This is a genomic window from Corynebacterium sp., assembly GCF_030535495.1.
Lineage (GTDB): Bacteria > Actinomycetota > Actinomycetes > Mycobacteriales > Mycobacteriaceae > Corynebacterium.
Genome location: NZ_JAUNRW010000001.1, coordinates 33,880 through 52,653, shown reverse-complemented (window position 1 = coordinate 52,653; position 18,774 = coordinate 33,880). Strand labels below are relative to the sequence as shown.

The 18,774-nt window shown below is 67.3% G+C and carries 18 protein-coding genes; 1 reads left to right on the top strand and 17 read right to left on the bottom strand.

Annotated elements, in window-relative coordinates; all coding sequences use genetic code 11:
• Window positions 1-5 precede the first annotated feature (5 nt).
• The 8 genes from Q4F73_RS00270 to Q4F73_RS00235 all read right to left on the bottom strand — a co-directional run bounded on the left by Q4F73_RS00270 (window position 6) and on the right by Q4F73_RS00235 (window position 8,824).
• Window positions 6-992: a YafY family protein gene (locus tag Q4F73_RS00270; RefSeq protein ID WP_303357338.1), complete on the bottom strand. Its 987-nt coding sequence runs from the start codon at window positions 990-992 to the stop codon at window positions 6-8.
• The gene (locus Q4F73_RS00265) at window positions 989-1,942 is read right to left on the bottom strand and encodes a YafY family protein (protein WP_303357337.1); all 954 of its coding nucleotides are present in this window, start codon (window positions 1,940-1,942) and stop codon (window positions 989-991) included. Before Q4F73_RS00265 ends, Q4F73_RS00270 begins: the two co-directional genes overlap by 4 nt.
• On the bottom strand, window positions 1,943-3,337 hold the full coding sequence (gene pafA, locus Q4F73_RS00260; protein WP_303357367.1) for a Pup--protein ligase: 1,395 nt from the start codon (window positions 3,335-3,337) through the stop codon (window positions 1,943-1,945). It abuts the gene before it with no gap.
• A gap of 21 nt (window positions 3,338-3,358) precedes the next feature.
• Window positions 3,359-3,547 carry a ubiquitin-like protein Pup gene (locus Q4F73_RS00255; protein WP_303357336.1) on the bottom strand — a complete coding sequence of 63 codons (189 nt, stop codon included), beginning with the start codon at window positions 3,545-3,547 and terminating at the stop codon, window positions 3,359-3,361.
• A gap of 14 nt (window positions 3,548-3,561) precedes the next feature.
• Window positions 3,562-5,124 (bottom strand): depupylase/deamidase Dop, encoded by a 1,563-nt coding sequence (gene dop, locus Q4F73_RS00250; protein ID WP_303357335.1) that lies wholly within the window; start codon window positions 5,122-5,124, stop codon window positions 3,562-3,564.
• 5 nt (window positions 5,125-5,129) lie between these two features.
• Window positions 5,130-6,635 (bottom strand): proteasome ATPase, encoded by a 1,506-nt coding sequence (arc, locus tag Q4F73_RS00245; RefSeq protein WP_303357334.1) that lies wholly within the window; start codon window positions 6,633-6,635, stop codon window positions 5,130-5,132.
• Window positions 6,636-6,708: 73 nt separating this feature from the next.
• Complete coding sequence (locus Q4F73_RS00240; RefSeq protein ID WP_303357333.1) at window positions 6,709-7,545, bottom strand: tRNA (adenine-N1)-methyltransferase; 837 nt, start codon at window positions 7,543-7,545, stop codon at window positions 6,709-6,711.
• A gap of 16 nt (window positions 7,546-7,561) precedes the next feature.
• Window positions 7,562-8,824 (bottom strand): M18 family aminopeptidase, encoded by a 1,263-nt coding sequence (locus Q4F73_RS00235; protein ID WP_303357332.1) that lies wholly within the window; start codon window positions 8,822-8,824, stop codon window positions 7,562-7,564.
• 35 nt (window positions 8,825-8,859) lie between these two features.
• On the opposite strand from Q4F73_RS00235, the gene Q4F73_RS00230 reads away from it, so the two are divergent.
• Window positions 8,860-9,672 carry a RecB family exonuclease gene (locus Q4F73_RS00230; RefSeq protein WP_303357331.1) on the top strand — a complete coding sequence of 271 codons (813 nt, stop codon included), beginning with the start codon at window positions 8,860-8,862 and terminating at the stop codon, window positions 9,670-9,672.
• Between the two features lie 20 nt (window positions 9,673-9,692).
• Here Q4F73_RS00230 and Q4F73_RS00225 read toward each other — a convergent pair whose 3' ends face one another.
• The 9 genes from Q4F73_RS00225 to Q4F73_RS00185 form a co-directional block, all read right to left on the bottom strand.
• Entirely contained in the window at window positions 9,693-11,354 is a 1,662-nt protein-coding gene (locus tag Q4F73_RS00225) for a formate--tetrahydrofolate ligase (RefSeq protein WP_303357330.1), read from the bottom strand.
• Window positions 11,355-11,370: 16 nt separating this feature from the next.
• A complete protein-coding gene (locus Q4F73_RS00220) occupies window positions 11,371-12,681 on the bottom strand; it encodes an anaerobic C4-dicarboxylate transporter (RefSeq protein WP_303357329.1) in 1,311 nt (436 codons plus the stop codon).
• Window positions 12,682-12,811: 130 nt separating this feature from the next.
• Window positions 12,812-14,293, bottom strand: coding sequence for an aspartate ammonia-lyase (gene aspA / locus Q4F73_RS00215; RefSeq protein ID WP_303357328.1), 1,482 nt, complete (start codon window positions 14,291-14,293; stop codon window positions 12,812-12,814).
• Window positions 14,294-14,386: 93 nt separating this feature from the next.
• Window positions 14,387-15,232 (bottom strand): ATP phosphoribosyltransferase, encoded by an 846-nt coding sequence (hisG, locus tag Q4F73_RS00210; RefSeq protein WP_303357327.1) that lies wholly within the window; start codon window positions 15,230-15,232, stop codon window positions 14,387-14,389.
• A 9-nt stretch (window positions 15,233-15,241) separates the two neighbouring features.
• Window positions 15,242-15,505, bottom strand: coding sequence for a phosphoribosyl-ATP diphosphatase (locus Q4F73_RS00205; RefSeq protein ID WP_303357326.1), 264 nt, complete (start codon window positions 15,503-15,505; stop codon window positions 15,242-15,244).
• 28 nt (window positions 15,506-15,533) lie between these two features.
• Window positions 15,534-16,226, bottom strand: a complete 693-nt coding sequence (locus Q4F73_RS00200; RefSeq protein WP_303357325.1) for an HAD family phosphatase — start codon at window positions 16,224-16,226, stop codon at window positions 15,534-15,536.
• A gap of 4 nt (window positions 16,227-16,230) precedes the next feature.
• Window positions 16,231-16,608 carry a hypothetical protein gene (locus Q4F73_RS00195; protein WP_303357324.1) on the bottom strand — a complete coding sequence of 126 codons (378 nt, stop codon included), beginning with the start codon at window positions 16,606-16,608 and terminating at the stop codon, window positions 16,231-16,233.
• Between the two features lie 24 nt (window positions 16,609-16,632).
• Entirely contained in the window at window positions 16,633-17,865 is a 1,233-nt protein-coding gene (gene mshC, locus Q4F73_RS00190; RefSeq protein WP_303357323.1) for a cysteine--1-D-myo-inosityl 2-amino-2-deoxy-alpha-D-glucopyranoside ligase, read from the bottom strand.
• Window positions 17,866-17,881: 16 nt separating this feature from the next.
• Window positions 17,882-18,709 (bottom strand): undecaprenyl-diphosphate phosphatase, encoded by an 828-nt coding sequence (locus tag Q4F73_RS00185; protein WP_303357366.1) that lies wholly within the window; start codon window positions 18,707-18,709, stop codon window positions 17,882-17,884.
• Window positions 18,710-18,774: the final 65 nt, after the last annotated feature.

The following is an 18,774-nucleotide window of genomic DNA, read 5'->3' as shown; positions in this document are numbered from 1 at the left end:
GCAGCTCAGTTGGTCTCAAACGTAGAACCCTCATCATACGCTGTCAATGCACCCGTCGCGCTGCGGGACACCTCGTCGACGAGCTCCGGCGGGCCCGTCACCGTCAGGCGGTCGGATTGCCCGAGGGCAAAGCGGATGAACCAGTTCTGTGACCCGACGGGCATGCGGGCGTGCACCCGGCCGTCTGCGGCCGCCTCCCCCAGCGTGATCGGGTAGTAGTCGGCCAGCCACGTGTGCTGGGGATGGATGAGCAGGTCAGCCTGGTCCGCGATGAGGCGGTAGCCGAAGGGATCCGCGGGATCGAAGGGCAGTGTGTCCAGGTTCGGGGTGGCCTTCTGCGCGAGGATTGCGACATCCTTCATGCGGTCGGCCCGGAAGTTCTTGTGGCGACCGGCCTCCTCGTCCCACGCCGTCAGATAGGTTTCCCCTTCGGTGACGAAGATCTTGGCCGGATCCACCTCCCGCCGGGTCGACGTGTCCGACGACTGCGACCAGTACGTGAACGCTACGCGGCGCCCCTCGGTGATCGCCTGGCGCAGAATCTCCTGCGGCGTGGATTCTGCAGGATCGTCCACCGCCAGGGAATCGAAGATGGCCACGGCCTTGTCCCCCATGATTCCCCGCAGCTTCCCGGCAGCCGAGACGACGGCGTCCCGGTCCGTCAGCCCGGACATCGTCTCGAGGGATTCGAGGGTGAGCAGCAGGGCGCCGGCCTCTGTGGGGGTCAGGCGGAGCGGGCGGTCCATGCCCTGCGACTCGGTGATGGACACCCGGGTCCAGTCCGCCTGGAGGTCCACCAGTTCCTCCGGGTAGGAACCGACCCCGCAGCACGCCAGCCGATGCATCTCCCGCTGCAGCTCCGACGGGTCGCGGCCCAGGTCCGTGGCGGCCTCCATGAGGCTGCGCTCGGGATGCGCCCGGAAATACGGGATGAGATTGAGAGCCCGGACGATGGATTCGAGCTTGTCGGCGGAGTCGGTGGTGCGGCTCATGAGCGGGCTCCCTTCAGCAGGGCGATGACGTCATCGCGGACGTCGGCAGGTTCATGGACGATGACATCCGGGGCGAAACCGGCGGCGGTACGCGCCAGCCAGGCACGGTCGACGTCGATAAGCTCGGTCAACCCGTCGTCGCGGCGCGTGCCGACGGCGGCGAGCTCGTGGGCGGTGTCCTCGGGGATGGTGAGCACGGCGTCGACACGGCTGTGCAGGGCCCGCAGTGATTCGACGACGATGTCCTGAAGATCATCCTCCGGCCGGGGGTGGGTGATCTTCTGGTGCTTGGCGTAGACCTTGGCGATGCGCAGGACACGGAAGCAGCGGGGAGCGTCGCGGTCGATGTCGTGGCCGATGAGGAAGAGCTTGTCCTGGTGGTTGACGATCGCCCACGGGTCCATCGTGCGGCGGACCGGTTCAGAGGTGGGGGTGGAGACGTAGTCGAAGGACATCCGGTAGCCCTTGCGGATGATGGTGAGGATGTTGCCCAGGATCTCCGGCGCCAGACGGTGCGTGTCGTTGACGGCGGTGAACACCGGAGCCTGCGAGAGATCCCGGCTGACTCCGGCGGCGGCCAGCTTCGTCCACCCGGAGCGGGCGAAGACACCGAGCTCGCTGGACTGCCCCATCTGTCCGGCCAGGCCCAAAACGGCGGCCTCCTCCGGGGTGAAGGAGACCGCCGGGAGCTCGTAGCGGTCGGTGAGCAGGCGGAAGGTGGCGCCACCGGTATCGGAACTGCGCTGTTCCAGCGGTACCCCGGCGCGGCCCAAGGTGGCGATGTCGCGGTTGAGGCGACGGAGAAAAGCGTCCCGGGTCCCGTCCCGGTAACCGTTGACATGGGTGCGGATCCACTCCGGGGTGAGCATGCCCACCCCCTGCCGGTCCGCGTCCTGCAACGCGAAGACCAGGTTGAGCAGGCGCTCTACCGTCTTCTCCTGTGTGGCCATCTACGTCCTCCCGTACTCACCTGCGTTCTCCTCAAGATAGGCCAGAAGATCGTCGACGCGCGCGTCGACGGGCGTAAACGGGTCGAGAAGTTCCACCAGCTGCGGCTCGGGCTCATTGACCTTGAGGTGGACCCAGTCGGTGGTGATGGGCGCTGCGAGTTCCTCCGCCCGGGTGATCAGTTGGCCGCGCAGCCGGGCGCGGGTGGTCTGCGGGGCGGTGTCGATGGCCTCGGTGATCGCCTCATCCGTGGTCCACCGCTCCACCAGTCCGCGCGATTCGAGCAGCGGGAACAGGCCGCGACCCGGGCGGATGTCGTGGAAGCTGAGGTCGACCTGCGCCAGCTTGGGATGGCTCCAGTCCTCCCCCAGGCGCTCGCGGTAGCGGTTGAGCAGATTCATCTTGATCACCCAGTCGATCTCGCGGTCCACCTTCGAGAAGTCCTGGGTACGGATGGCCTCCAACTGGCGGGTCCACAGGTCGAGCACCCGGCGCAGCTCGGTGGTGGGGGTGCCCTCGTCGGGACGCTGCTCGAGCCAGTCGGTGGCGGCGGCGAGGGTGGCCTCCTGGACCTCGAGTGCGGTGACGGTGCCGCCTGCCTTGAGCTGCAGCGGGGTGGCGCCGGTCATGTCGCGGGCGATGTCGCGGATGTGCCCGATGGGGTTGTCCATCTCGAAGTCTGGGAGGGTGACACCGGCCTCCACCATCTCGAGCACCAGCTGCGTTGCGCCGATCTTGAGCGCGAAGGTGGGCTCGGACATGTTCGAGTCGCCGACGATGACGTGCATGCGGCGGAAGCGCTCCGAGTCGCCGTGCGGTTCGTCGCGGGTGTTGATGATCGGCCGGGCGCGGGTCGTCGCCGAGGAAATACCCTCCCACACCTGGTCCGCGCGCTGGGAGAGCACGAAGCCGGGCTGGAAGCCGCCCGTGGCACGGCCCACCATGCCGGCGCCGCAGATGAGCTGGCGGGTGATCATGAAGGGCAGCAGCTGCTTGCCCAGGCTGCGCAGCGGCAGGTGGCGGCCCACGAGGTAGTTCTCGTGGCAGCCGTAGGAGTTGCCCACCGAGTCGACGTTGTTCTTGAACAGGTAGACGCGGGCGTCGAGACGATCTGTCGCCAGGGCCTCCTCGGCGCGCTGCGCGAGCGAATCGACGACCCGGTCCCCCGCCCGCTCATGGTTGAGCAGCTGCGTCAGGCTGTCACACTCACCGGTGGCGATCTCCGGGTGGGAGCCCACGTCGAGGTAGAGGCGCGAGCCGTTGCGGGTGAAGATGTTGGAGCTGGAGTACTTCTCGACGATCGGGCGGAACAGATACCGCGCGATCTCGTCCGGGGTGAGCGAGCGCCCGCCCTCACCGGCGACCGCGGTGATGCCGTACTCGGTCTCCACCCCCATGATGCGGCGGGCGAAGATCACTTACTGGCCGCCCTTCTGCACGTAGGAGCGGACGAACTCGGCGGCGTTGGTCTCCAGCAGGCCGTCGATCTCGTCGAGGAGGTCATCGGTGCCGGTGGTGTTCAGCTGGGCCTGGCCGGCCTCGTGGGCCTCGTCGTCGTCGTTGTCCTTGCCGCCGCCGGCGGAGATCTGGGACTGGGGTCCTGGCATGGTGGGTGCTCCTTCTAGTGCTGGTGTGGCTTGTTGATGTGGGACTTGTTGTGGTGGGTGACGTAAGTGTCCGGCGCGTAGTTCATCTCCGTCAGCGCGGCGACGAGTTCGTCGGTGTCCGCGGCGGATTCGATGACGTCGCCCACGTGCTCGCGGGTGAGCTTGTCCACCTCGTTGGTCTGGAATCGGGCGGTACCCGCGGAGTGCTTGAGGATCATCGTCTGCCAGCTCGCGGCGATGACGTCATCCGGGAAGCGGGCGGAGACGGCACCGCGGAACCAGGCGCGGGAATCGGCCGGCGGCACCTCGGCTGCGCGCGCGATCTCCTCCTCCGTGGCGAGAGTCTCCATCCGACCCTTGCGCACCAGGGCATGGTAGAGGGACTTCGCCGGGTCGATGTCCGCGTACTGCAGGTCGATGAGCGCGAGCTTCGGGTCACTGATGTCCACCCCGCGGTCGAGGTAGCCCTTGATGAGCGCCCACTTGGCGGTCCAGTCGAGCAGGTGGGAGGTGGACAGGGGGTCGTCGGCAAGCATCTCCATGACCTCGCCCCACAGGGCGATGACGCGCTCGTCGACCGCATCGACCGCTGCCACCCGCTCGCGGTAGGCGGCGAGGATCTCCAGGGCGGTGAGCTCGCGGCCGTCGCGAAGCGTGAGTCGGTGGGTGAGCGAGAGGTCGTGGGAGACGTTCTTGATCTCCGCGACCGGGTCGGCCAGGCGCAGGTCGGTGAAGTCGACCTCGTTCTCGATGGCGTCGATGACCAGCTTCGTCATGCCCAGTTTAAGGAAGTTCGCGGTCTGCGACATGTTGGCGTCACCGACGATGGTGTGCAGGCGGCGGAAGTGGACGGCGTTGGCGTGCGGCTCGTCGCGGGTGTTGACGATTCCGCGGTTGAGCGTCGTCTCCAGCGAGATCTCCTGGTGGAAGTAGTCCGCGCGCTGGGAGATCTGGAAGCCGGCGCGCTCCCCCGCCTCGCCGATGCCCAGGCGGCCGGCGCCGATGATGACGTTGCGGGTGACGAAGAACGGGATGAGTGCCTGCGTGAGCACCTGGAAATCAGTCTTGCGCGAGTACTGGTAGTTCTCGTGCGCACCGTAGGAGGCGCCCTTGCCGTCGACGTTGTTCTTGTAGATCTTCAGCGGCGGGCACGGGTCGTGGTGCTTGAGAATGCTCAGGCCCTGCTCGTAGAGCTCCTGCACATTGGCCACGGCCTTGCGCATGACGACATCGCCGGCGGCGTCGTAGACCATGGCGTCATAGGCGTTGGAGACCTCCGGGGAGGAGTACTCCGGATGGGCGTGGTCGACGTAGAAACGCGCGCCGTTGGTGGTGACCACGTTGGCGATGCCCACCGCATCCGCCTCCACGACGGGCACCGTGTGGTAGCGGCGCAGATCGAAGCCGCGGGTGTCCTTGAGCGGGGACTCCTCCTCGTAGTCCCAGCGCGAGCGCGCGCCGGTGTTCATCGCCGCATAGGCCACCACGGCGTGCGTGGAGGTGACGATGGGGCTCAGCCCCGGGTTGCTCGGCGTGGAGATGCCGTACTCGGTCTCCGTACCCATGTACCTGCTCATGTCCTCTATCCAATCACTCGTGCCTGGACGACACGCTTACCGTGCCGGCCCGCGATCCGCGACCATTCGTCCGGGTTCGCCGTGTTCGGCAGGTCCTCCGACTCGTTCTGCTCGGCGGCCACCGCCTCCGCGATGTGGGCGGTGGACACACCTGCCGTGCTGACACCTGCCAGGTGATCCTTGATGGCCAGCTTCTTCGCCCTATCGACGATGTTGGCGATCATCGCCCCGGAGACGAAGTCGGAGTAGTCGAGGACCTCGATGGTGTCGTCGATGAGCGTCAGCTCGACGAAGGGCCGCGGATCAAAGAGCTTCTCGACGCCCACCTCAATGAGCTCCTCCACCCCCGTGGCGTGCGGGACCTCGGCGGTGAGGTAGCGGCGGAAGATGTCACGCGCCCCGTCCCGGGTGGGGCGCTGCACCCGGATCTTGACGTCGAGTCGCCCCGGGCGCAGCAGGGCCGGGTCGATGAGTTCCTCGCGGTTGGTCGCGCCGATGATGATGACGTTGGCCAGGTTCTCCACGCCGTCGAGCTCGGTGAGCAGCTGCGGGACGACGGTGGTCTCCATGTCGGAGGACACACCGGAGCCGCGGGTGCGGAAGATCGACTCCATCTCGTCGAAGAAGATGATCACCGGGCGGCCCTCCCCCGCCAGCTCCCGGGCGCGCTCGAAGATGAGCCGGATGCGACGTTCAGTCTCACCGACGTACTTGTTGAGCAGCTCCGGGCCCTTGACGTTGAGGAAGTAGCTGGCGGAACCGTCGCCGAGCCGCTGGCTGAGCGAGTTGGCCACCGCCTTGGCGATGAGCGTCTTGCCGCAGCCGGGCGGGCCGTAGAGCAGCACACCCTTGGGCGGGTTGAGCTGGTAGCGGCGATAGAGCTCCGGATGGGAGAACGGCAGTTCCACGGCGTCGCGGATCTGGTCGATCTGCTCGTCGAGGCCACCGATGTCGTCGTAGGTGACATCCGGGACCTCCTCCAGCGACAGCTGCGAGACCTCGGTCTTCGGGATCCGTTCGTAGGCGAGGCCGGCCTTGGAGTCCACCAGCAGGGTGTCACCCGCGCGGGCGGTGGTGGCGATGGGCTCGGCTAGACGCACCAGGCGTTCCTCCCCGGTGGGGTTGGCCACCAGGGCGCGCCCCTGACCGACCCGCTCGGTGAGCACCCCCAGCTCGCCGGTGTCGGGGAAACCGCAGACCTCCACCACGATGGACCCGTCCCCCAGGCGCACCAGGGCACCGGGGACCAGCTCATCGGGTGCCACGTGCGGGGAGACCTTGAGCCTCATGAGCCGGCCGGAGGTGAACACCTCGGCGTCGCGCCCCAGTCCCCCGGCGAGGTAGACGCCGTAGGTCGAGGCGGGCTCGGCCAGGGCGTCGATCTGGGCGGAGAGATCCTTGAGCTTGTCACGTGACGCCTTGAGCAGTTGGGACAGCTTCGAGTTGCGGCTGCTCAGGGTCCGAAGCTCCCGCTGGAGTTCCCGGGGGTCGGCGGTCTCGGCGTTGGTCATGACCCAACTGTAACGTGCGCCACCCTAGGGGTGGTCCATCCCCGGGTGATCGCCAGGGATTGCCCTGGGACGATTACTTCCGGGCGCGGCGCTGCGGGCGCGGGGGCGTGACACCGTCGGCCAGGCGGCGGGCCCAGACGAGGAAGGCGGTGTGCGCGTTCATGCGGTGTTCGGGGCGGGTGGCCAGGCCCTCCACCTTCCATTCGCGGACCAGGGACTCCCAGGCCTTCGGCTCGGTGAAGCACTGCTTCTCCCGGATACCCTCCATGACCTTCATCAACTGCGGCACGGTGGCCACGTACGTCATGAACACGCCACCCGGGATGAGGACGTCCTTGACCACGTCGAGGCACTCCCACGGCTCGAGCATGTCGAGGATGACGCGGTCGACGGGCCCGCCGAGGTCCTCGACCGTGACCTCGGTGAGGTCTCCCAGGCGCGGGCTCCAGGTGGCCGGGCGGCCGCTGAAGAACTCGTCGACGTTTGCTTCGGCGAACTCCAGGTGGTCCTCGCGGATCTCGTAGGAGATCAGTTCCCCCTCCGGGCCGATGGCGCGCAGCAGCGCCATGGACAACGCACCGGAGCCGGCACCGGCCTCGAGCACGCGGGCCCCGGGGAAGATGTCACCCTCGATGAGGATCTGGGCGGAGTCCTTGGGGTAGATGACGGCGGCGCCGCGGGGCATCGACAGCACGTGGTCGACCATGAGGTGGCGGAACAGGAGGTAGTCCGCGCCGAGGGAGGAACGGATGACTGAACCCTCGTCCATGCCGATGATGTCGTCGTGGAGGATCTCGCCCTTGTGGGTGTGGAACTTCGCCCCCGGGGTGAGGATGAGGGTGAAGTGCCTGCGCTTGGCGTCCGTGAGCTGGACGCGGTCACCGGACTGGAAGGGGCCGGAATAGGCCACGGGGGTCTCCTATCGTCTAAGAACCAATCAAGTATGCCTCAAGAGCCTCGGCGAACCACAGCTGGTCGGCGACACCGGCCAGCTCGCGGGCGGAGTGCATCGACAACAACGGGACACCGACATCCACGGTGGGAATGCCCAGGCGCGTGGCCGTGATCGGCCCGATGGTCGAACCACAGGGCATGGCGTTGTTGCCGACGAAGCTCTGCGAGGGCACCCCGGCGGCGCGACAGGCGCGCTGCCAGCGGGCGACGGTGTCGGCGGTGGAGGCGTAGCGCTGGTTGGCGTTGATCTTCACCACCGGCCCACCGCCGATGATCGGGTGGTGCGCCGGGTCGTGCTTGCCCACGTAGTTCGGGTGCACCGCATGCGCGGCATCGGCTGACACGCAGAAGGAGCGCGAGTACATCTGGCGGGTGGCGTCCAGGTCGGCGCCCAGTGCCGCAGCGGTACGTTCGAGCACGTCCGCCAGGATGGGTCCGGCGGCACCGGTCGCGGAGGCGGAGCCGACCTCCTCGTGGTCGAAGGCGGCGAGGACGAGGACATCGTTGCCGGTGTCCCCGGATTCGACGGCGTGGAGCAGCGCCACCAGCGAGGCGTGCACCGAGGAGAGATTGTCCATGCGCCCGGCGGCGATGAGCTCGGCGTCCGCGCCGAAGATCTCCCCGCGCTGCGTGTCGCAGGTGATGAGGTCGAAGCCGTCGATGTCACGCTTATCGACGCCCACCTGTTCCGCCACCAGCTGCAGCACCGGGGTGTGCCCCTCCCCGACCAGCCCCGTGATCGGCTGCATGTGCTGCTGCCGGTCGAGGGTCAGTTCCTTCGAGCGGTCGAGATGGATGGCCAGGTGCGGGATGCGCGCCACCGGGCCGGTGCTCACCAGGCGCTGGGAGCCGTCGGCGAGGATGACCCGGCCGGCGAAGGTGAGTTCGCGGTCGAGCCAGGAGGCGAGGATCGGTCCGCCGTAGACCTCGACCCCGGCCTGGGCCCACCCTGCGGTCTCCAGCTCCGGGGAGGGCTTGAGGGTGAACCCGGGGGAATCGGTGTGCGAGCCGATGATCCGGAAACCGGACTCCGGGGAGGCGTCCTCGGGGACCCACCACGCCATGACCGCCCCACCACGCACCATGACGTGCCCACCCGGGGAAGCGTCCCACGGGGAGGATTCGAGCTGGGGGGTGAAGTGGGCGTCGATAAGCCGGTCCGCGACGACGCGCGCGGCGTGGTAGCTGCTCGGGGCGGCGGCGAGGAAATCGAGGAAGTCGCGAGTGGAGTTCATGAGTCCACCTTGCCACGGATAAGGTGAAGGCCATCATGACCACCCCACGCCCGCTCGCCCTGTCCCCCTCCCGCGCCTCCGACTACCGGCAGTGCCCGCTGCTCTACCGGCTGCGCGCCATCGACCGCCTGCCGGAGCCGAAGACGCTGCCGCAGGTGAAGGGAAACCTGGTGCACGCGGTGCTGGAGTACATGCACGCGCAGCCGCGTGAGGAGCGCACCTACCCGGCAGCGGTCAAGCAGCTCAAGCCGCACTGGGGGACGATGCTGGCGGCCGACGCGGAGCTGGTCGAGTTGGTACCGGAGGACTCGCTCCACGACTTCCTCGTTGAATGCCGCACCCTGCTGCGCGGCTACTTCGAGATGGAGAACCCGCAGGGTTTCGACGCCCACGCCGTGGAGATGTACGTCGACACCACCCTCCCCAACGGGGTGCCGGTGCGCGGATTCATCGACCGCGTTGACGTCGCACCGACCGGTGAGGTGCGCGTGGTCGACTACAAGACCGGAAAGAAGCCGCTCCCCCGCTACAGCCACGACGCGCAGTTCCAGATGCGCTTCTACGCGCTGGTGTACTGGCGGCTGTACGGGGTCATCCCCCACCAGCTGCGGCTGATGTACCTCAAGGTGCTCGACTCGATGTTCCTGGCGCCGTCGAAGGAGGAGCTGGAGTACTTCGAACGCGACCTGGCTGACCTGTGGGGCAAGATCGCCGCCGACGGGGCTACCGGGCGCTTCCGGCCGAAGACGTCGAAACTGTGCGGCTGGTGTTCCTTCCAGTCCCTGTGCCCGGAGTTCGGGGGCACGCCGCCGGAGTACCCGGGGTGGCCGGGCTCAACGGCGGACTGACGGACTGACGGACAAGATCATCAGAACAGGCCGCTGATCTTGCCGTCCGCGCCGAGGTCGATGCCCTCGGCGGCCGGGCGGGCGGGCAGTCCCGGCATCGTCATCACCGCACCGGTGAGGACCACGACGAACCCGGCGCCCGTGCGCGGAATGAGCTCCCGTACGTGCAGCGTATGGCCGGTGGGGGCACCCAGAGCGGTGGGTTCATCGCTGAAGGAGTACTGCGTCTTCGAGATGCACACCGGCAGCTGATCCCACCCGTTGTCGCGCAGCACCGCCAGGTCCCGGACAGCCTGCGGCGAGTACTCGACCTTCTCCGCCCGGTAGATCTGCCGGGCGATGGTGGCGATAGAGGCCTCGACCCCGTGACGGGGATCGTAGAGCGGGCGGGAGCCCGACCCCAGGTTGTCGAGGACGACACCCGCCAAGGCATCGGCGCCCTCACCGCCGCGGGCCCACACCTCGCACTCCTCGAGTGCCACGTGGTAGTCCTTCGCCCATGCCCGCAGGAAGTCGCGCTCGGCCACAGTGTCGGTGGTGAACAGGTTGAGGGCCACGATGGGGGTCGCACCGAACTGCTGGATGTTGGCCACGTGGCGGGCCAGATTGCGCACGCCCTCCCGCAGGTGCTCCAGGCTCTCGGTGCCCAGATTCTCCCGCGCCATGCCGCCGTTGTACTTCAGCGAACGGATGGTGGCCACGATGACCACGCCGGCCACATCCAGGTCGCCGTGACGGGCCTTGATGTCGAAGAACTTCTCCGCGCCGAGGTCGGAGCCGAAACCGGCCTCGGTGAGGACGATGTCCGAATGCTGCAGGGCCACCCGGGTGGCTATGAGCGAGTTGCAGCCGTGCGCGATGTTGGCGAAGGGACCGCCGTGGACATACGCCGGAGTACCCCCGAGGGTCTGTACCAGGTTGGGGTTGATCGCCTCCTTCATCAGCGCGGCGAGTGCCCCGGTGGCACCCAGATCCGCGGCGGTCACGGGCTGACCGTCGAAGGTGAAGGCGACAGTGAGGCGGGACAGGCGTTCCCGCAGGTCCGCCAGGTCACGCGCCAGGCACAGCACGGCCATGATCTCGGAGGCGGCGGTGATGGTGAAACCGGTCTCCCGCGGCGTGCCGTGGGCGGTACCGCCGAGGCCGGTGATGACCGAGCGCAGGGAACGGTCGTTGACATCGAGGCAGCGCTGCCAGGTGATACGGCGGACGTCGATACCCAGCGCATTGCCCTGCTGGACGTGATTGTCCACCAGGGCCGCCAGGGTGTTGGTGGCGGCCGCGATGGCGTGGAAATCACCCGTGAAGTGCAGGTTGATGTCCTCCATGGGCACAATCTGCGAGTATCCGCCACCGGCGGCGCCGCCCTTGATGCCCATGACCGGCCCCTGGGAGGGCTCGCGCAGCGCGGCGGCTGCCACCAGGCCGCGCCGGGTCATGGCATCGGCCAGCCCGATGAGCACGGTCGACTTGCCCTCCCCGGCCGGCGTCGGTGACATGCCCGTGACCAGCACCAGTCGGCCCTGCGGGCGGCGGTCCCCCAGGCGGGTGATGTCGACCTTCGCCTTGTGGGGCCCGAAGGTGATGAGTGCTTCGGGAGGGATCCCGGCCCGCAGGGCGATCTCCGTGATGGGTTCGAGTGCGTGGGCCTGGGCGATGGCGACGTCGGTCAGGGAGGTCATGTCACCAGGCTAAACCTCAGAGCAGCACGGCGCCGAGTCCGTAGCCGATGAGCACGGACAGGGCGATGTTGACCACACCCGGGATCATGAAGGGGTGGTCGAAGACGAAGCGACCGATGCGGGTGGATCCGGTGTCGTCCATCTCCACGGCGGCGAGCAGGGTCGGGTAGGTCGGCAGGACGAACAGGGCGGACACGGCCGGGAAGGCGGCGATGGCGGTCAACGGGGAGACGCCGATGGCCAGGGCTGCGGGCATGAGGGCCTGGGCGGTGGCGGCCTGCGAGTACAGCAGGGCGGCGGCGAAGAAGAGCACCACGGCGAGCAGCCAGGGGCTGGCGGAGAGCACGTCACCGGCCAGGACCTGGATGTCCTCGATGTAGTGGTTGATGATCGTGGTGCCCAGCCACGCCACGCCGAGCACACACACGGAGGCCGACATGCCGGAGCGGAAGACCTGGGTCTTGATGATCTCGTCGGCCGGAATGCGGGTGAGCAGCACGATGACGGTGGCGGCGCCGAGCATGATCGCCATGATGGCCTCGTTGCGCGGAAGGGTCGGATCAGCGATGAGGCCGACCTGGTCGGAGATGGCGGTGGCGTAGAGCATCACTCCGACGATGGCGGCGAGGAAGATCCACACCGAGGCCTTCGCACCCGGCTGCGGCTGCCAGTTCCCCTGCCCCTGCGGCGGGCGGACGAGGCCCTTGGCCAGGCGTTCCTGGTAGACGGGGTCGTCGAGAAGCTCTTTGCCCATGCGGTTGGTGAGCAGTGCCGTGGGGAAGATCGCCAGGAAAGTCGCGGGGATCATGATGCCCAGCAGGGTGAGGTAGCTCGCGCCGAGGGGCTCGAGGATGGAGGCCATGAAGACGACCGCCGCGGAGATCGGGGAGGCGACGATCGCCATCTGGGAGGCGACGACGGCCACCGACAGCGGGCGGGAGGGGCGGACCTTGCCTTCCTTGGCCACCTCGACGATGACGGGCAGCGTGGAGAAGGCGGTGTGTCCGGTGCCGGCGAACACGGTCATCAGCCAGGTGACCACGGGCGCCCACAGGGTGATCTGGCGGGGATTGCGGCGCAGGAAGCGTTCCGCGAGGTGGACGAGGTAGTCCATGCCGCCGGCGCGCTGCATCGCGGAGATGGCGGCGATGACGCACATGATGATGCCGATGACACCGAAGGGGATGTCATCGGCGGTGACGGCGACGCCGGTGAGGCTGAGCAGGAGGACGCCGAGGCCGCCGGCGAAACCGATGGCGACGGATCCCAGGCGCGCACCCAGCACGATGGCGCCGAGCACGATGAGGATCTGGAGGGCAAGGATCATGGGGGCCTTCCTTGGAGGTAGATGTTATCTACCAGCCTATGGTCCGACCACCAGATGATCCAAGATACGGACACGCGAAAACGCCCGTTTGTGTGGAAACGCACACGAACGGGCGCCGCTCACTCCCCCGTCAGGAATCCAGGTACAGACGTCCGCGGAACTCCGGGTGCATGAGATTCTCCTTGCTCAGCACACGCTCGAGGGTCTCGGCGTCCATGAGCTCGCGCTCCAAGACGATGTCCTTGACGGAACGGCCCGTCGTGGCGGCCTCCCGGGCGACGAGGTCGCCGTTGTGGTGGCCGATGAAGGGGTTGAGGTAGGTGACGATGCCGATGGAGTTCTCCACGAAGGCACGGCAGACCTCGGGGTTGGCCGTGATGCCCTCGACGCACTTCTCGCGCAGCGTGACCGCCGCGTTGCCGAGGATGCGGATCGACTGGAACATCGCCTCCGCCATCACCGGCTCCATGACGTTGAGCTGGAGCTGGCCGGCCTCGGCGGCCATGGTGACGGTGAGGTCGTTGCCGAAGACCTTGAAACAGACCTGGTTGACCACCTCAGGGATGACCGGGTTGACCTTGCCCGGCATGATCGACGACCCGGCCTGGCGCGGCGGCAGGTTGATCTCGTTGAGGCCGGCGCGCGGGCCGGAGGACAGCAGGCGCAGGTCGTTGCAGATCTTGGACAGCTTCATCGCCGCACGCTTGACGGCGGAATGGGCGTGCACGTAGGCGCCGGTGTCCGAGGTGGCCTCGATGAGGTCGAGGGCGGACTTGATGTCCAGACCGGTGATCTCCGCGAGGGTGGCGGTGACCTGGTGCCGGTAGCCGGCCGGGGTGTTGACCCCGGTGCCGATGGCGGTGGCGCCCAGGTTGATCTCCAGCAGGCGGTCCGCGGCGTTGCGCAGCACGGCCTGCTCCTCGGCGAGGTTGTGGGCGAAGGCGTTGAACTCATCACCCAGGGTCATCGGGACGGCGTCCTGCAGCTGGGTGCGGCCCATCTTGAGGATGTCCTGGAACTCGCGGCCCTTCTCACGGAAGGACTTCTGCAGTTCCTCCATCTGCTGGATGAGCAGCGACATGGAGGCGTAGAGGCCGAGGCGGAAGCCGGTCGGGTAGGCGTCGTTGGTGGACTGCGACATGTTGACGTCGTCGTTGGGGTTGATGACGTCGTAGGAGCCCTTCTCCTCCCCCAGGTACTCCAGCGCCAGGTTGGCGATGACCTCGTTGGTGTTCATGTTCACCGACGTGCCCGCGCCCCCCTGGAAGATGTCGATGGGGAACTGATCCATGCAGCGGCCGTGCTCGATGATCTGGTCACAGGCCCAGACGATCGCCTCGTGCTTCTTGGCGGGCAGGGTGTGCAGGCGACGGTTGGACATGGCGGCCGCCTTCTTCACCTGCGCCATACCGATGATGAACTCCGGGACATGGTTGACGGTGGTGCGCGAGATCTGGAAGTTCTCCATGGCACGCATGGTGTGGATGCCGTAGTAGGCGTGATTCGGGATCTCCATGTGCCCGAGCAGGTCTTCCTCGGTACGGGTCTTCCGGGCGACGGTGGTGGTCGTCGGGGCCTCGGTAGCGTCGGTGGGCTCAACAGTGTCGGTCAAGGCTGGTCCTCTCAGCTGGGTAAGCGGTGAAACACTCAGACACCCATCGTAGCGATTTTGCTTATCGACGCCGCCGCGCTCCGAATGGGTCCGTCAGATACGGGCGATACGCAGCTCAGAGGCGAGGATGGCCTCCGCACCGAGCTCGTCGAGCTGGTCCATGACGGCGTTGACACCCTTGCGCGGCACGAGGGCACGGACCGCGACCATGTCCTCGCGCGCCAGCGGGGAGACCGTCGGACCGGACAGTCCCGGGGTGACGGCCGAGGCAGCGTCGAGGTGATCGCGGGCGATGTTGTAGTCGATCATGAGGTAGTTCTGGGCGGTGAGCACGCCCTGGATGCGGCGCAGCACCAGGTTGTGCTCCGAGGTCAGCTCCAGCTCACGGCGGCCGACGACCACCGCCTCCGAGGTCACCAGCGGCTCACCGAAGGGTGCGAGCCCCTGCTGGCGCAGGGTGTTGCCGGTGGAGACGATGTCGGCGATCGCGTCGGCCACGCCGAGCTTGATGGAGATTTCCACCGCACCGTCGAGACGGATGACCTCGGCCTCGATGCCGCGCGCCGCCAGGTCGTCCTTGACCAGGTTGGGGTAGGCGGAGGCGATGCGTTTGCCGGCCAGATCCTCGACGCGCCAGTTCTCGTCGGCCGGGGCGGCGTAGCGGAAGGTGGAGGAGCCAAAGCCGAGCGGTAGGAGTTCGTTGACGTCGGCCCCGGAATCACGCGCGAGGTCGCGGCCGGTGATGCCCATGTCGAGCTTGCCGTTGGCGACGTAGATGGCGATGTCCTTGGGGCGCAGGAAGTAGAACTCGACGTCGTTGGCCGTGTCGAACACAGCCAGCGCCCGGCTGTCGCCGCGACCCTTGTACCCGGCCTCGCGGAGTATCTCCACCGCGGCCTCAGACAGCGAGCCCTTGTTGGGCACGGCGATCTTGATCATGGTGGTCTCCTAGAGGTTCTTGTAGATGTCGGCGGGGGTCAGCCCGCGGGCGACCATCATGACCTGCGTCCAGTAGAGGAGCTGGCTCATCTCCTCGGCCAGCTCCTCGTCGGACTGGTATTCGGCGGCGATCCAGACCTCCCCGGCCTCCTCGATGATCTTCTTGCCGATGTGGTGCACACCCTTGTCCAGGGCCTCCACCGTTCCCGAGCCCTCGGGGCGGGATGCGGCACGATCGGTGAGTTCGGCAAACAGGGAGTCAAAGTTCTTCACGAGCAAGCATTATTCCATGCCCCCTGCCTCACCGCTGCAGTTGGTGGAACCACTCCATCACTGTGTCGGCGTCCGCCCCACGGAAATCATTGCGCCCGTGCAGGGATTCCAGGGTGACCACACCTTCCGGTACGCGGGTGTCGGGGTACCAGGGCAGGCCGATGACCCGGCACCCGGCGGTCACGGCCGCCGTCATACCGGTGACAGAATCCTCGAACACCAGGCAGTCCGCGGGATCAGCGCCGACGATCTCGGCGGCGCGCAGGTACATGTCGGGGGCCGGTTTCGGGCTGGGGACCTCGTCGCCGGTCACCGAATCGACGAAGTACTGCCTGCCGACGGCCCCGATCGAGATGTCCGCCAGGCTGCGCTCGGTGTTGGTGGTCACCAGCATGGGCAGGTCGCGTGTCGCCAGATCGTCGAGAAGCTCGGTGATGCCGGGGTTGGGGGCCAGCGACGCCCGCATGAGCTCCCCCATCCGGTCATTCATGAACTCGCGGTAGCGCGGATGATCGTCGTCGGTGACGGTGATCCCGGCATGGGTGGCGCAGACTTCGATCGTGTGGCGGAAACTCCCCCCGATCGTCGTCTCCCGCAGCTGCGGGGTGAGGCGGCGGCCCATGAGTTCGGAGAGTTCGTAGGTGAACTGCTCCCACAGGGGTTCGGTGTCAACGAGGGTGCCGTCCATGTCCCAGAAGATGGCGGCCGGAGTGGTACGCAAGGGTTTAATCGATCTCCGGAAGCTCGTTGAGTGCCTCGTCATCGGCACCGGTGGCGGCGGAGGCGTCATGGATCAGCTCGTTGAGGACCGCGGTCTCCTCCGGTTCCAGAACCGCGCCGTTGTGGCGGGCGTTGAACGCCTCGAGCTCGTCGACGGCGGCCTGGACCACCTTGACCAGCTCCTCCGCCGGCGGATCACTGAGCAGGTCGAGGGTGTCGAGGAGATTCTCCAGGATCTTCTTCAGGTCCGGCAACACGGCCGGGTCGAAGGGCTGATCCCAGAACTCCTTCTCCTCTTCCTTGAGGTAGCTGCCGGTGGCGAACTCGGTCAGATCAGCGATGAACTCGTCGACGGTGGGCTGGAAATCCCTGCGGATGCTCATGGCGGCCATTCTCCCTGAAAAACCTCAGACCCGCACGCCCAACAGGGCCTCGAGTCCGTCACGGATCAGTTCGCAGGCCCCGTCCTCGGTCTCCCCGCGCGTCGAGGCGGCCCAGGCGTCGACGACCGCCAGTGCCCCCGGCGTGTCCAGGTCGGCGGCCAGATGCATCCGGACCTCCTGGATGAGGGCCTGCGCGGCGGCCAGGGAACCGGCCTGCCGGCAGGCGGCCCGCCACGTGGACAGACGGGCCTCGGCGTCGGCGAGCACCTGCTCCGACCAGTCCCGGTTGGCGCGGTAGTGGGAGGCGAACACGCCGAGCCGGATGGCGTCCGGCTCGTGTCCGGCGGCGGTGAGCTGATGGACGAAGACGAGGTTGCCCAGGGACTTGCTCATCTTCACCCCGTCCAGCCCGATCATCCCGGAGTGGACGTAGTGGCCGGCCATGCGCTCGACACCCAGACCCGCTTCGGCATGGGCGGCGGAGAACTCGTGGTGCGGGAAGATGAGGTCGCTGCCTCCACCCTGGATGGCGAACGATCCCCCCAGTCGGTTGGTGGCGATGGCCGAGCACTCGATGTGCCAGCCGGGACGTCCCTGACCCCACGGGGAATCCCAGGCGGGCTCGCCCTCCCGGTGGGCCCGCCACACCAGGGCGTCGAGCGGATCCCGCTTACCTGCCCGGTCCGGATCCCCGCCGCGCTCGGCGAAGAACTCCTCCATCGTGGCGCGGTCGTAGTTGGACTCGTATCCGAAGTGCCCGGTGGCGTCGATGGACGCGTAGATGTCGGGGTACTCGTCGTCGAGAATGTAGGCGGCGCCGGCGTCGAGAAGCCTGCCCACCAGCTCGACGACCTCGTCGACCGATTCGACGGCGCCGATGTAGTCGCGCGGCGGAATGACCCGCAGCGCCTCCATGTCGGAGCGGAAGAGATCGATCTGGCCCTCGCCGAGCTCACGCCAGTCGACACCGTCACGCTCGGCGCGCTCGAAGAGCGGATCGTCGACGTCGGTGATGTTCTGCACGTAGTGGACATCCACCCCCTGGTCGAGCAGGAGGCGGTGGATGAGGTCGAAGGTCAGGTAGGTGGCCGCGTGGCCCAGGTGGGTCGAGTCGTACGGGGTGATGCCGCAGACGTACATACCGGCCGTGTCAGCGGCCTCCACGGGACGGACCACGCCGTCGGCGGTGTCGTGGAGGGAGAGGGGGACGGCGGGGCCGTCGACACGCGGGATCTCAGGATGGGGCCATGAACGCATGTCAACAACCTTAGCCCTAGAGCGGGTCGAGGACGCCGAAGGCCAGCAGACCCATCACCGCCAGGCCGACCGGGATGCGGTAGGCCGCGAACCAGGCGAAGGAGTGGTGCGCGACGAACTTGAGCAGCCAGGCGATGGAGAGATAACCCAGAACAAAGGTGATGACCGTACCCACACCCAGCTGCAGGGCCGTGGCGGCCTGGCCCGACTGGGGGGCGAAGGCGTCGGGAAGCGAGAACAACCCGGACGCCAGCACCGCGGGGATCGCCAGCAGGAAGGAGAAACGGGTCGCGACCTCGCGGTCGAGGTTCATGAACAGACCCGCGGACACCGTGCCGCCGGAACGCGACACACCGGGGATGAGCGCCAGACACTGGGCGAAGCCCATGACGACGGCGTCCTTCATGGTCAGCTCGTCGAAACTGCGCTGCTTCTTGCCGAACTTCTCCGCGAAGATGAACACGAAGGAGAACAGCACGAGCACGGTGGCGGTGATCCACAGGTTGCGGGCGCCCTCGCGGATGATGTCCTTGCCGAAGAAGCCGATGATCGCCACCGGCAGCGTGCCCACGATGACCATCCAGCCCATGCGGTAGTCGAAACCGCGGGCCTCCTTGTTGAACAGGCCGCGGAACCAGCCGGTGAGGATCTGCCAGATCTCCTTGGCGAAGAAGACCAGCACCGCCAGCTCGGTACCCAGCTGGACGACGGCGGTGAAGGAGGCACCGGCATCGGCGCCGAAGAACAGCTCGGAGACGATGCGCAGATGCCCCGAGGAGCTGACCGGGAGGAACTCGGTCAGTCCCTGCACGATGGAGAGCACGATGACCTGCATCCAGGACATCTGTTCGGTGGCCGCAAGTGCCAGGTTGGTCACGTCATTCACCCGGACCACGCTACTACTACTGT